Raw genomic sequence first — 12751 nt, 5'->3', positions numbered from 1 at the left:
ATGCGCACTCGCACGCCATGTGGAACGCATGCTCAGCTGATCCAATTGGTCTAGACATCTGCTTGTCATCTGCCCGCGCTAAGGTCGCCAGCATGGATACCAATCACGCACTTCACCCCACCCTTGCCGGCCTGAGCGGCCGCCGCGTTCTCACCGCCAACGGCATTGTGCCGGCCGCCTTCGCGTTGCGCGACGGTTGCCTGGCCGGGCCGGCAAGCACAGCAGGGCCTGCCCTCGATGCGGGCGACCTGCTGGTGCTGCCCGGCATCGTGGACATTCACGGCGACGCCTTCGAGCGCGCCGTGATGCCGCGCCCCGGCGTGAGCTTTCCGTACACCAGCGCGCTGTTCGACGTGGACCGCCAGTTGCTCGCGCATGGCATCACCACCGAGCTGCACGGCGTGACGCTATCGTGGGAAGGCGGCCTGCGCGGCGAGGCTTATGCCCAGCGCATGTTCGACGGCCTGGAACGCATGCGCGGCACCCTTGGCGCGCAGCATCATGTGCACCTGCGCTTCGAGGCGCACCACCTGGCGGGACTGGAAACCGCGCTGGCGTGGATCGATAGCGGCAAGGTGCGCTTCCTGGCCATCAACGACCACCTGCCGCTGATGGCATCGCGCCTCCACGACGCGCGCAAGCTGGCGCAGTATGCGGACCGCGCGGAGTGCGACCCGGTCATCTTCCGCCAGCGGCTGGAACAAGCTGCCGCACAGGCTGGCAAGGTGCCCGAAGGCGTGGCCCGGCTGATTGCCGCCGCCCGCGCCGCCGGCCTGCAAGTCGCCTCGCACGACGACGGCGACGCCGCCACCCGCCAGCGCTACCACCAGCAAGGCTGCACCGTGGCGGAGTTCCCGCTCACCGTGGACGTGGCCCGCGCCGCCCACGCCCTGCGCAACCACGCCGTATTCGGCGCGCCCAACGTGATCCGCGGCGGCAGCCACACCGGCGCCCCGGATGCCACCGAGATGATCGCCGCCGGGCTGTGCAACGTGCTGGCCTCCGATTACTACTACCCGGCGCCCCTGCAAGCCGCATTCCGGGTGGCCCAGCTTGGCGTGCTGCCCTTGCCGGCTGCGTGGGACCTGGTCTCGCGCAACCCGGCACGCGCCGCCGGCATGCATGATCGCGGCACGCTCAGCCCCGGCCTGCGCGCCGACGCCATCATCGTCGACGACCGCGACCCCGCCCTGCCCCTGGTCTGCGCCACCATCGTCGGCGGTGTGCTGCACCACGCCACGCGCGCCTTCCCGCTGGTGCAGTCCGGCGGCGAGCGGCGCGCGGCCTGACCCGCATGACCAGGATGCCGAGCCCGATGTCGAACAATCCATTGCCACAGGCCTACCGCTACGCCATCTACCTCAACCCGGCCGCGCCCTATCGGCTGGTAGGCGAGCAATGGCTGGGCCGCAGCGCCGAAACGGGCGAGGCGATTGCGCGCCCCGCACCGGACGATGCCCGCATTGCCCGCTGGACTGAAGCACCGGCCCACTATGGCCTGCATGCCACGCTCAAGGCCCCGTTCCGGCTGGCGGACGGCCAGACACCTGCCGGGCTGGACGCCGCCATGCGTGCCTTCGCACTGGACCGCCAGCCCTTTGCCGTGCCGCTTGCATTGCACAACCTGCGTGGCTTCCTGGCCTGGTGCCTCGGCGGCGACGCCAGCGCCAATGCCCGCATGCACGCGCTGGCAGACGCAGCGCTGCAGGAGTTCGACGCCTTTCGCGCGCCGCCCACCCCTGCCGAGCTGGCACGCCGCAAGCCGGGGCGGCTGAGCGAGGCAGCCCGGCGCATGCTCGACGCCTGGGGCTACCCCTACGCGTTCGAGACCTTTATCTTCCACATCACGCTTACGGGCATGCTCGATGAGGCCGAACAGACCGCGGCCATCGCCCTGCTGCAAGCCGCCAGCGGCCCGCTGCTGCAACAGCCGATGGCGGTACGCGACGTCAGCCTGTTCGTGCAGCCTGCGCCCGATGCGCCCTTCGTGGCGGCCCGCCACTACGGCTTCGACGGCAGCACCACCGATGCCGCAGGCGCGGCCATGCTGGAAGCCACGGCATGAGCGCCAAGGCAACGAGCACCGCGGCACGGGCCGACTTCGCCGCGCCCTGTGCCGAAGCCCCGGACGGCAGCCGCCTGGTCTACCTGATGGGCCCCTCCGGCAGTGGCAAGGATTCGCTGCTGCGCGTGATGCGCGAAAAGCTGCGGGACGACGCGCGGGTACGCGTGGCGCAGCGCTACATCACCCGCGCCAGCAGCGCCGATGAAGACAGCGTGGCGATCACCCCCGCGGATTTCGAGCACCGGGTCGCGCAAGGCGGCTTTGCGCTGCACTGGCGCAGCCACGGCTTGTGCTACGGCATCGGGATCGAGCTCGACGACTGGCTGTCGCAAGGCTTGTGCGTCGTCGTGAACGGGTCACGCGAGCACCTGGCCGCCGCCCACGCGCGCTATCCGGCCCTGCACGCCGTGCAGGTCAGCGTGCGCCTGCACGTGCTGGGAGAGCGCCTGCGGCTGCGCGGCCGCGAGGACGAGCAAGCCATCGTGCGGCGCCTGCAGCGCGCCGGCGAGCCGTTCGCCGTGCCGGCGGGGTGCCGGCTGACGGTGATCGACAACAGCGGCGTGCTGGAGGATGCGGCGAGCGCGTTGATGCGGCTCACGCACGAGCGCACGCGCCAGCACCAGCCGTAGGGTCCCGCTCCGGGCCCGCCACAACGCCGGCATCGTGCAGCCGGCCGACGGCGGCGCCACCATCAGTCGGCCGCCGTCCAGCGTGCCGAAGTCGCGGCCAAAGGCGCCATACAGGTGGTTGCCGATCGACGGCCGCTCCTGCTGCAGCAATTCGGCCTCGGCCAGCAGGCCGAGATGCGACAGCATGGTGAAGGCCATGTCGGACAAGGCCAGCTTCAGCTCCACGGCTTCGCCCGGCGTATCACGCGCTGGCCGAGACAGCTGTTACGCAGCGTTTTCGCGAGAGTATCGAGGTGCCGGCGGAGAAGGCGCCTGGGGTCGGGCGGGAGGCGGTGAGGCCCAGCGGCGGCAAGCGGCAGGGGTAGCGCTGGCGCGCCGCGCGTAAGCATGTGAATGGCGCTGCGATAGAATCCCCGGCATAACAATTACATTGGGGGTCGCATGAAAGCGCTAATCGGCGTCGCAATACTGTTCGTCGTTGTACTGGTGGTGATTTCTGCGCTCAAAGCAAATCGCGGAGGCGGCTCCCGGACGTCCAAGGGATTCCAGTTTGCTCGCAAGGCGCCGTTTATGCGGCAGGACGAGATTGAGTTATATGATCGCTTGGTGATGGCGCTGCGAAACGCGCATGTTTTCCCCCAGGTCGCAATGTCAGCCTTTGTGCAACACAAGGGTAAAACTCGGGAAGCCCGCAACCAGTTCTCACAGAAATATGTGGACTACCTGGTTTGCGAGCGAAAGACATTGCGTCCGCTCTACGTCATCGAGCTCGATGGCGCATCGCATGGCTCCGAGAAGGCCAAACGCCGCGATGCGCAGAAGAACGAGGTTCTTGCCTCGGCAGGTATCCCGATCAAGCGCTACACGTCCAAGGATGTGGACTTCACGGTTATACTGAGCGACTACGTCTCAGTGGTTTCGTCGGCCGTACCTGACTCGCGGGCGAGCGAGCCCGTTCGAGATGCGGCTTGATCGGCCGTGCGATTCGACGCGCGGGATGCAATCAGAGGTGCGGGCTCGCCACCGGCAACCCAATACTGAAACTGGTCCCATGCTCCGTAAACCCAAGCCGCCGGTAAAACTGATGCGCCTGCAGCCGGCGCGCGCTGGACGATAGCGCCAGCTTGGAGGCGCCCGCCTCCTCGGCCAGCCGCATGGCGGCGTGCATCATGGCCGTGCCCACGCCGGTGCCGCGCGCGGCGTGGGTCACCACCACGCTTTCCACGATGGCCTCGCTGCGGCCGTCGTGCGCCAGCACCGGAAACACCAACAGGCAGAACGTGCCGAGCGCTTCGCCGGCGGCGCTGCGCATCAGGTAGCAGCGATAGTCCGGCATCGCCTTGAGCTGGGTGAACAGCTCGCGCATGCGTTGCAAAGGCAGCGGTGTCTCGCCATCCATTTCGGAGAGCAAGGCGGCAACCTGCAGCAACTCGGCATCGGTGCCGGTCACTTCATGAAGGGTCGGGCCGCCGCTTGTGCGGCGTGCGTCTGACAGGTCCATGGGGATATCGGTATCGAGTGAGATGGCGTAAGTGCGAACCGGATCAGGGAGCGCGCCGCAGGCAGCGCGCCACCATTGGAAGGTAGTACTCCAGCGGCGGCGTGGCATGGCCGACGACCTTGGCCAGGTCGTCGTAGCGGCGCAGGCGCACGGCTGCCGGCCCGTGGGGATGCCCGCCGAAGGCTTGCGCCTGGGCCGCGTCAAAGGGGCCGCCCTGCAGCGCCAGGCTGTGTTGCGAGGCTGGCGACAGGGTGGCCTGGTAGCCCGGCTCGATAGCGCACAGGTAGCGCTTGGCCGCCACATGCATGCGCACCGGCTCGGTCACCTCCGGCCCAAACCCGACGGCCAGCAGGTCGGCACCGACTTCCTGGTGGCGCATGTCGATCGTGCTGTCCTCGGACATCACGAGGTGGCCGAGGTCGTGCAGCAGGCTGGCGACGATCAGCGGCTCGGGGTCGCCGGCCTGCTCGGCAAGTTGCGCGCACTGCAGCGCATGCTCGGTCTGGGTGATTGCCTCGCCGCCGTAGAAGGCGGTGCCGTGGCCGGAGAAGAGGATTTCGATGCGCCTGAGGATCGTCATGTCGATTGGTGTGTGAAAGCTGGGGTATCCGCGCGGGTTGATCCCGCTATCAAACCAGCGCCTTGCGGATCCGGGCGGACAACAAATCGATGGCCGTGACAAAGCCGACGATGATGATGATCACCGCGCAGGTCTCGGCATACTGGAAGCTGCGGATGATCTCCCACAGCACGGTGCCGATGCCGCCCGCGCCGACGATGCCAAGCACCGTGGCCGAGCGCACATTGGATTCGAAGCGGTACAACGCATAGGAGATCCACAGCGGCAGCACCTGCGGGATCACGCCATAGACCACCTCTTCGAGCGCGCTGGCGCCGGTGGCGCGCACGCCTTCCACGGGGCGCGGGTCGATGGCCTCCACGGCTTCCGAGAACAGCTTGGCGAGCACGCCGGTGGTGTGCACCCACAGCGCGAGCACGCCGGCGAAGGGGCCCAGCCCCACCGCCACGATAAACAGCATGGCAAACACCATCTCATTGATGGCGCGGCAGGCATCCATCACGCGGCGCATCGGCTGGTAGACCCAGGCCGGCACGATGTTGGCGGAACACGCCAGGCCCAGCGGCACGGCAAACACGATGGACAGGAAGGTGCCCCAGATCGCGATCTGCACGGTCACCAGCATCTCGTCCAGGTAGATGCGCCAGTCGCGGAAGCTGGGCGGGAAAAAGTCGGCGGCGAATTTCGCCATGTTGCCGGAGTCCTTCCACAGGTCAAGCGGTCGCATGTCGGCACCCTGCCACGACATGACCAGCAAGGCGAGCACCACCGCCCAGACGAACATGACAGGCAGGCTGGCACGCGGCGGGCGGGCGGCACGAGGCGGAGTGGCTGGGATCATGGTGGGGTTGGCGGGAGGATGCATGAATACGTGGGCTAATCGTGGGCTAAAGCAAAGGTGAGGCGGCGGTGTACGGCCCGCCCCGGCAATGGGGCGGGCCGGATGTGGCGCTTTACTGCGCGCTGGCGGCGATCTTGTCGAGCTCAGCCAGCTTGCTGCTCAGGTCGGCAAGGCGCTTTTCCTTGTCCGGCGCAGCCATCGTGGTGTCCGACTCGATCTTGGACTTCTCGCGGGCCAGCTCGATCTGGCGGATCGGCACCAGCTGGTTGTCGTTGGACGCACGGAAGCCCTGGTAGGTCAGCTTGGCGAGGTTCTCTTTCTCGCGCGCGGCGTCGGCGCCCTTGCCATAGTTGACGAAGAAGGTCTGCACCTTGGCCTTGACGTCGGCCGGCAGGTCCTTGCGGTAGACCAGCGGATCCGCCGGGATCAGCGGCGACTTCCACAGCACGCGCACCTGGTCATAGGCGTTCTTGCCGGTGTTGATGCGGTAGCGCTCCATGTTCTCGGTGTTGTTGACCGCCACGTCGACCTGCTTGTTCAGCACCGACAGCAGGTTGGTTTCGTGGTTGCTGACGCGCACCGTCTTGAAGAAGGTCTTGGGCTCGATCTTGTGGGCGCCCCACAGGTAGTGGCCCGGCACGGCGGTGCCCGAGGTGGAGTTCGGATCGCCCGCGCCGTAGCTCAGCGTCTTGCCTTGCTTGAGCACGTCATCGAGCGTCTTCAGGTTGCTGTCCTTGTTGACGATCAGCAGCGACCAGTAGCCGGGATTGCCGTCCTTGTCGATCACCGAGGCGAACACTTCGCCGTTGGCGCGGTCAACAGCCTCGATGGCGGACTTGTTGCCGAACCAGGCAATCTGCACCTTGTTGAAGCGCATCGCTTCGATGATGCCGGCGTAGTCGGAGGCGAAGAACGGCTTGACCTGCACGCCCAGCTGCTTGCTCAGGTCATCGACCACGGGCTGCCAGGCGGACTTCAGGTTGGACGAGGTTTCCGTCGAGATAAAGCCCATGTTGAGTACCTTGCCTTCCTGGGCAAAGGCGGGCAGCGAGAGCGCGCCAGCGGCGCTCGTGACGATCAGGGCGAAAAGGGTTCTGCGCAGCATAGGGGAACTCCGAGGAAAAGCCTTGTTGGGGGTGCTTGCGGGAAAAATTGCGAAGAAATACAGGAACAATCAGGCGGCCAGTCAGGCTGCCGCCAGGCCGCCGTGCAGCATGGCGGGCGCGGCAACCTCCAGCCCCGCGCCGTCGGGCAGCAGCTCGGCGGCTTCCGTGCCATAGAGCTCGCGCAGCATGGCCGGGGTCAGCGCCGCCGACGGGCCGTCGTAGACCACCTTGCCGTGGCGCAGCGCGACCACGCGCGGGCAATAGCGCATCGCCACATCCACCTGATGCAGCGACACCACGACCGCCACGCGGCGCGTGCGGTTGATCTGCGCCAGCAACTCCATCACGCGCCGTGCCGACTCGGGATCCAGCGAAGCAATCGGCTCGTCGGCCAGGATCACCCGCGCGTTCTGCACCAGCGTGCGGGCAATGGCCGCGCGCTGCTGCTGGCCGCCCGACAAGGTGGAAGCTCGCTGAAAGGCATAGTCGTCTATACCAACCTGGGCAAGCGCTTCGAGCCCTGCGCCGATCTCATCGACACGGAAGAAACGGATCAGGCTGCGCCACAGCGGCACGCGCGGCAACATGCCGGTCAGCACGTTCGTGATCACCGGCAGGCGGCCCACGAGGTTGAACTGCTGGAATACAAAACCAATCTCTGCCCGTGCTGCGCGCACATCGTGCGCCAGCCGGCCGCCTTGCTGGATGGCCCGGCCATTGACCAGCACCTCGCCAGCGCCACCCGCGTCGGCGGCGATGAAGCCCGCCACATGGCGCAGCAACGTGGACTTGCCCGAGCCCGAGGCACCCAGCAGCGCCACCATTTCACCAGGGGCAACGGCAAGGCTCACGTTATCCAGCGCCTTGCGTCCCGCCTGGAACGACTTGGACAGGCCGCGCACTTCAATCGCATGCGTCATCCCACTCTCCTTGCATCAACAGTGAGCGCATTCTGGGTGGTGCGGATGACAAAACGATGAAGGTTGGAGAGCAAGGCCAAATGAGGCTGAAAAGGAGCGAACCTGACTCTGCCGGCTTGGGGATGCGCATGCATGCCGTACAGCGCACATGAATCGGCTGCGCCACGGCAGCACCTCCCACCGCTTCGAACGCGGCTGCGAGCCAGTCACCGCGCAGTACAGCCTGCGCGAGGACGGCCGGATCCGCGTGCTCAACACCTGCCACCAGGACGGGCCCGACGGCAAGGTGCGAGCCGCCGAAGGCCGAGCCAAGGTGGTGGAAAGCTGCTTTTTGTGTTCGTAGGGTTCGCGCTCGAGGATGATGCAGTTACTACGCGCAATGGAAAAGGCGAACCATAGGTCGAGCAAAACAATGTGGCCGCTATCGCCTCACACCGGCCCGGCGATAAGCCTCACTCTTGTCCCGTCGTCCAACAGCGAGCACCAGCACAGTGACGGTACGATCGCAAACCTCGTACACCAGTCGGTACCCGGCATCGCGCAGCTTAATCTTGTACACGTCTTTCATGTCCTTGCCGCTGAGCTTGGCAGACTGCACCCGGGGTTCGGCCAGACGTTTCTCGAGCTGCTTTCGAAACTGATCCTTGATCGACGCATCGAGCTTCGTCCATTCCTTCAAGGCGTCCTCGTGAAAGGCAAGCTCATAACTCATCCAGCGACACCTTTATGGCCTTCCCGCCACGACGCTGCCGAACGATTTCTGCAAGCTCGATGTCCTCGAGCCTGTCCATGAGTGCTTCGAAAGCCTGGGCGGGAACCAGGTATGCGGCCGGGCGATTGTGATTGAGGACTGCCACGGGTTCGTTCCCGGCCTCCTCAATGATGGCACCGGGGTTGCGGCGAAGGTCCGTGATGCTTACGGTCGCGGTCGCGTAGATGGCGCGTGTGACAGTCATATTTTTTGGTTGCCTGATGTAGCGGGTTCCATTCGCACTGCATGGACAGGCTCGCAGCCCGTTAATTGCCCGCAATAAAGCACATAATTTAGCACAAAATCATGGGTACTTTTTTGTGTTACCGATCCGCCACGAGAAGCCATGCAACTCGATACTTTCAATATCCATGCGCCTGCGCGCCGCCGCAACCGCAAACTACTTAGCCCCGCGCCCCCTGCCTCCCCCTGACCGCCCGCCACGCGCTCGCCACTACCAACGACCCCAGCCCAAGCGCAAGCCCAAGCAAGACAATGGCGCTCATATGGTCGCGCACCAGCGGCACATTGCCGAAGAGATAACCACCGACCAGCAGCGACACCACCCACACCGTGGCGCCAGCACTCGCGGCCAGCGCGAAGCGCGTCGCGGGCATGGCGGACACGCCGGCAACGAAGGGGGCAAAGGTGCGCACCACGGCGACGAAGGGGGACAGCAGCAAAGTCAGGCTGCCGTGGCGCTGGTAGAAGTCATGCGTCCTGCGCAGTGCGTCGCGGTTGATCCAGCGGTAGCCGCCGGTGAGCACGCGCGCCCCGATGGCCTTGCCGATGGCGTAGTTCAGCAGGTTGCCGGCCACCGCGGCAACCAGCAGCACGGGCAGCAGGATCCATAGCTTGAGCGCTCCCGAGGCGCAGAACGCGCCGCAGATGAACAGCAGCGGGTCACCGGGCAGGAAGAACAGCGGCAACAGCCCGATCTCGCAGAACACGATGGCGAACAGGATGCCGTAGACCAGGATGCCGTATTCCGCGATGGCAGGACCCAGATGCTGGTCGAAATGCAGCAGCAACGGCAAGACTTGCGATGCTTCCATGCGCGCCCCTCGTCTTGGAGTGATGGTTACAGTGTAGGCGCGCCCGCGCCGCCGGGGGCCTCAGGTGGGTGCGGCGCCCCGCCCCCCCAATGTCGATGACAAGCAGCAAATATGCCGAGAAGAGCCTTTCCCTGCGGCGCGCTCCCGCATAATATTGAGCACAAACCACACAAACATCCACACCGACAACCCCAGGAAATGCCATGTCAAATTCCCAAGCCACCGCCCGGATCGGCGCGGCCGATGCCAACTACCTGGTGCACCTGCAGGCCGGCAGCCACGCGCTGGTCGGCGACGAGTCCGCCGGGCTGGGCGGCACGGACCAGGGTCCGCCGCCCTTTGCCTTAGTGCTGTCCGGGCTGGTGTCCTGCACCGCCATCACGCTGAAGATGTACATGCAGAGGAAACAATGGCCCGTGGCGGACGTGGAAGTGACGGCGGTTTTCCAGGGCAAGGACGAGGCGCGCTTCATCCGGCGCGAAGTCCGGCTTAGCGGGGTGGAACTGGGCGAGGCCGAGCGCGAGCGGATCGCGCAGATCTGCGAGCGCACGCCGGTGACGCTGTTCCTGAAGGGTGCGTCGCGGATCGAGACGACCTTGCTCTGAGCGGTCCAGCCAAAACGGGAGGGGACAGCCTCGTAGGCCGCGCCTGTTCCGGTTCGTGCCGGCGGCCTGTAGGCGGCCCGCAGGCCGCCTACGTGGCTGCAGTCTCCGCCAGGTGAGTCCGCACCACCACCTCCGAATGCAGGGTCCGGTGGACCGGGCACTTGTCGGCGATCTCCAGCAGCGCCGTGCGTTGCGCGTCGTCCAGCGGGCCACGCATGGTGATCTCCCGCTCGATCCAGTCGATCTTGCCTTCGGTGGTGGAGCATTCGGCGCAATCGGTCGCGTGGATCTTCTCGTGGCGCAGCGTCACTGCCACGTGCTCCAGCGGCCAGCCCTTGCGCTCCGCGTACATGCGCATCGTCATCGCGGTGCAGGCGCCCAGAGCGGCCAGCAGCAGGTCGTAAGGCGCCGGCCCGCCGTTGAGCCCGCCAAACGATACCGGCTCGTCCGCGAGCAGGTGGTGCGGCCCGGCGGTGATGCGTTGCTGGTACTTGCCGGCGTGGCTTTCCTCGACCCGCACCAGCCCTTCTTCGGCCACCGCGGCCGGCACATCCAGGGCATCGATATCCAGATAGCGCTGGCTCCATGCCGCGATGGTATTGGCCACGTACACGGCATCGGCCTTGCGCGTGAGCAGGTGATCGGCGCGGTCGAGCGAGACGAAGCTCTTGGGGTGCTTGGCGGCAATGAAGATCTGGGTGGCGTTGTCGATGCCGACGGTGTCGTCCTGCGGCGCATGCATGACCAGCAGCGCCTTGCGCAGCTTGCTCACGTTGTCGAGCAGTTTCTGCTCGGCCACGTCTTCGATGAATTGCCGCTTGATCTTGAACGGCCGGCCCGCAAGCCGGACTTCGGCCTCGCCATCGGCTTCGATGCGCGCGGCCTGGTCGCCGAACAGGCCGACCACGTGGCCGGGATCGCTCGGCGCGGCGATGGTGACGACCGCCTTGGCTTCGGGGATGCCGTGCGCGGCGCTGAGCACCGCCGCGCCGCCCAGGCTGTGGCCGATCAGCAAGGCCGGCGCCCGGTGATGGTGCCGCAGATACTCCGCCGCCGCCAGCAGGTCGGCCACGTTGGAAGAGAAATTTGTATTGGCGAAATCGCCGCCGCTGCCGCCAAGACCGGTGAAATCAAAGCGCAGCACGGCGATGCCATGTGCCGTCAGCGCCTGCGCGATACGCGTCGCCGCCAGCACGTCCTTGCCGCAAGTGAAGCAATGGGCGAACAAGGCAAAGGCGCGAACCGGGCCAACCGGCAAATCCAGCCGCGCGGAGAGTTGCTGACCGTCACTTCCCGGGAACTGCAGGCGCTGGGCTTCCATTGATATCCTCATGCATGACGCGAACTGTATGAGGTTCCCACTCTAGCCAAGTTTGCCGCCGGGTGCCACTGGCGTCGCATGGCTGGCCGCGCACAACGCACAGGGGCGACGGCAAGCTTGCCGGCGCCCCGCCTTCCGTTGTACGCAAAAGCGCACCCGTGGCGAGCTTCCACTGCTGGCGGATCAGGCTGCCTTCGGCGCAGCCGCCTTTTCCGGGCGCTGCGAGAAGGTCCGCTCGAACACCGCTTCGGCGATGCGGTTCTTGAGTATTTCAACGGAGCCGCCGGCGATCATCCAGCCGCGGCAACGGCGCAGGCAATACTCCACCAGCGCCTCCTGGCTGTAGCCCATGCCGCCCATCACCTGCAGGGACTCGTTGGCCACGTCGAAGCCCGCCTGGTTGCAGAACGCCTTGGCAATCGCGGTTTCTTCCGCCGAGGGAAAGCCGCTGTCCGCATTGGCAGCCGCCCTGTACAGCAGCAGTTGGCCGGCATCGAGCTTGATCTTCATCTCGGCGAACTTCCATTGCAGGCCCTGGAACTCGCACAGCAGGCGCCCGAACTGCTTGCGCTGCATCGCCCAGTCACGCGCCACCTGGTAGGCATAGCGCCCAAGCGCCAGCGAGCGCGCCGTGTTGCCCATGCGCTCGACATTGAAGCCGGCGATCTGTTTCTTGAAGCCCCCCTCGCCCAGCAGCACGTCGGAAGCCGGGATGCGCACGTCCTCGAAGTAGATCTGGGCCCATTCTTCGCCGGACATGAACCTGGAGCGCTGCCCGATGCGCACGCCCGGCAACTTGGTATCGATCAGCACGGAGCCGATGCCGCCCACGCCCGGGCCAAAGCGCACGTAGGCCAGGATCACGTCAGCGTGCGGACCGTGGGTGGTGAAGACCTTGGTGCCGTTGATCAGGAAATCGTCGCCGTCGGGCGTGGCCGTGGTGCGCAGCTCGGTCACGGCGGAGCCGGCCTCGGGCTCGGTCATGCCGACGGAGATCAGCGCCTCGCCGGCCAGCAGGCGGCGCAGCCATTTGTCCTTCTGCGCCGGCGAGCCGTACTCCGCCAACACGCGGATGGCGCCAAAGTTGCCAGCCTGGATGACGTCGGCGCCGCGCGGGCAGACCGAGGCAACAGCCTGGATGGCGATGATGGCGTCCATCAGGCTGCCACCCTGGCCACCGTCGGCCTCGGCAATAGTGATACCCAGCAGGCCCTGCTCGCTCATCTTGCGGGCCACATCCCACGGGTACTCATCGGTATGGGCGCGGGCGACGGAGCCGGCGCGCAGCTCGTGCTCGGCAAAGCGCGTCACGGCGCGTTCGAATTCGGCCTGCTCCGGGGTCAGCTTGAAATCCATGATGGTTGTCTCCAGTACTAT

16 protein-coding genes are annotated in these 12751 nt (G+C 66.2%); 6 read left to right on the top strand and 10 right to left on the bottom strand.

The features are described 5' to 3' along the window. The first annotated feature begins 92 nt into the window (after nt 1-92). The 4 genes from ACYP5B_RS24525 (at nt 93) to ACYP5B_RS24510 (ending at nt 3666) form a co-directional block, all read left to right on the top strand. Nucleotides 93-1289 (top strand): alpha-D-ribose 1-methylphosphonate 5-triphosphate diphosphatase, encoded by a 1197-nt coding sequence (locus tag ACYP5B_RS24525; protein WP_459571387.1) that lies wholly within the window; start codon nt 93-95, stop codon nt 1287-1289. A gap of 26 nt (nt 1290-1315) precedes the next feature. Next, nucleotides 1316-2065 (top strand): DUF1045 domain-containing protein, encoded by a 750-nt coding sequence (locus tag ACYP5B_RS24520; RefSeq protein WP_459571386.1) that lies wholly within the window; start codon nt 1316-1318, stop codon nt 2063-2065. Continuing rightward, nucleotides 2062-2694: a phosphonate metabolism protein/1,5-bisphosphokinase (PRPP-forming) PhnN gene (gene phnN / locus ACYP5B_RS24515; protein WP_459571385.1), complete on the top strand. Its 633-nt coding sequence runs from the start codon at nt 2062-2064 to the stop codon at nt 2692-2694. The genes ACYP5B_RS24520 and phnN overlap by 4 nt, the downstream gene beginning before the upstream one ends. 441 nt (nt 2695-3135) lie before the next feature. Then, nucleotides 3136-3666 (top strand): DUF2726 domain-containing protein, encoded by a 531-nt coding sequence (locus tag ACYP5B_RS24510; protein WP_459571384.1) that lies wholly within the window; start codon nt 3136-3138, stop codon nt 3664-3666. A gap of 31 nt (nt 3667-3697) precedes the next feature. Here the strand turns inward: ACYP5B_RS24510 and ACYP5B_RS24505 are convergent, their stop codons facing one another. The 5 genes from ACYP5B_RS24505 to phnC form a co-directional block, all read right to left on the bottom strand. After that, nucleotides 3698-4195, bottom strand: a complete 498-nt coding sequence (locus tag ACYP5B_RS24505; RefSeq protein ID WP_459571383.1) for an N-acetyltransferase family protein — start codon at nt 4193-4195, stop codon at nt 3698-3700. A gap of 43 nt (nt 4196-4238) precedes the next feature. Beyond that, nucleotides 4239-4775 carry a phosphonate degradation HD-domain oxygenase gene (locus ACYP5B_RS24500; protein WP_400099227.1) on the bottom strand — a complete coding sequence of 179 codons (537 nt, stop codon included), beginning with the start codon at nt 4773-4775 and terminating at the stop codon, nt 4239-4241. A 49-nt stretch (nt 4776-4824) separates the two neighbouring features. Beyond that, entirely contained in the window at nt 4825-5616 is a 792-nt protein-coding gene (phnE, locus tag ACYP5B_RS24495; RefSeq protein WP_400099225.1) for a phosphonate ABC transporter, permease protein PhnE, read from the bottom strand. Nucleotides 5617-5728: 112 nt separating this feature from the next. Next, on the bottom strand, nt 5729-6721 hold the full coding sequence (gene phnD, locus ACYP5B_RS24490; protein WP_459571382.1) for a phosphonate ABC transporter substrate-binding protein: 993 nt from the start codon (nt 6719-6721) through the stop codon (nt 5729-5731). An 81-nt stretch (nt 6722-6802) separates the two neighbouring features. Continuing rightward, on the bottom strand, nt 6803-7642 hold the full coding sequence (gene phnC, locus ACYP5B_RS24485) for a phosphonate ABC transporter ATP-binding protein (protein ID WP_459571381.1): 840 nt from the start codon (nt 7640-7642) through the stop codon (nt 6803-6805). A 148-nt stretch (nt 7643-7790) separates the two neighbouring features. Here phnC and ACYP5B_RS24480 point away from each other — a divergent pair, with 148 nt between their 5' ends. After that, nucleotides 7791-7985 (top strand): lipocalin family protein, encoded by a 195-nt coding sequence (locus ACYP5B_RS24480; protein ID WP_400099219.1) that lies wholly within the window; start codon nt 7791-7793, stop codon nt 7983-7985. Nucleotides 7986-8063: 78 nt separating this feature from the next. Here ACYP5B_RS24480 and ACYP5B_RS24475 read toward each other — a convergent pair whose 3' ends face one another. The 3 genes from ACYP5B_RS24475 to ACYP5B_RS24465 all read right to left on the bottom strand — a co-directional run bounded on the left by ACYP5B_RS24475 (nt 8064) and on the right by ACYP5B_RS24465 (nt 9448). Further along, nucleotides 8064-8354: a type II toxin-antitoxin system RelE family toxin gene (locus ACYP5B_RS24475; protein WP_459571380.1), complete on the bottom strand. Its 291-nt coding sequence runs from the start codon at nt 8352-8354 to the stop codon at nt 8064-8066. Next, nucleotides 8344-8598, bottom strand: a complete 255-nt coding sequence (locus ACYP5B_RS24470; RefSeq protein WP_318232756.1) for a type II toxin-antitoxin system Phd/YefM family antitoxin — start codon at nt 8596-8598, stop codon at nt 8344-8346. The genes ACYP5B_RS24475 and ACYP5B_RS24470 overlap by 11 nt, the downstream gene beginning before the upstream one ends. 199 nt (nt 8599-8797) lie before the next feature. Next, complete coding sequence (locus ACYP5B_RS24465; protein WP_400099215.1) at nt 8798-9448, bottom strand: VTT domain-containing protein; 651 nt, start codon at nt 9446-9448, stop codon at nt 8798-8800. Between the two features lie 203 nt (nt 9449-9651). Here ACYP5B_RS24465 and ACYP5B_RS24460 point away from each other — a divergent pair, with 203 nt between their 5' ends. Then, complete coding sequence (locus ACYP5B_RS24460; RefSeq protein WP_400099213.1) at nt 9652-10053, top strand: OsmC family protein; 402 nt, start codon at nt 9652-9654, stop codon at nt 10051-10053. Nucleotides 10054-10141: 88 nt separating this feature from the next. On the opposite strand, the gene ACYP5B_RS24455 is transcribed toward ACYP5B_RS24460, so the two are convergent. Beyond that, on the bottom strand, nt 10142-11374 hold the full coding sequence (locus tag ACYP5B_RS24455) for a bifunctional alpha/beta hydrolase/OsmC family protein (RefSeq protein ID WP_459571379.1): 1233 nt from the start codon (nt 11372-11374) through the stop codon (nt 10142-10144). Between the two features lie 183 nt (nt 11375-11557). After that, nucleotides 11558-12730, bottom strand: coding sequence for an acyl-CoA dehydrogenase family protein (locus ACYP5B_RS24450; protein ID WP_459571377.1), 1173 nt, complete (start codon nt 12728-12730; stop codon nt 11558-11560). Nucleotides 12731-12751 lie beyond the last annotated feature (21 nt).

This window comes from Cupriavidus sp. 8B (genome assembly GCF_054589115.1).
This window is presented reverse-complemented; position numbering and strand designations above follow the sequence as displayed.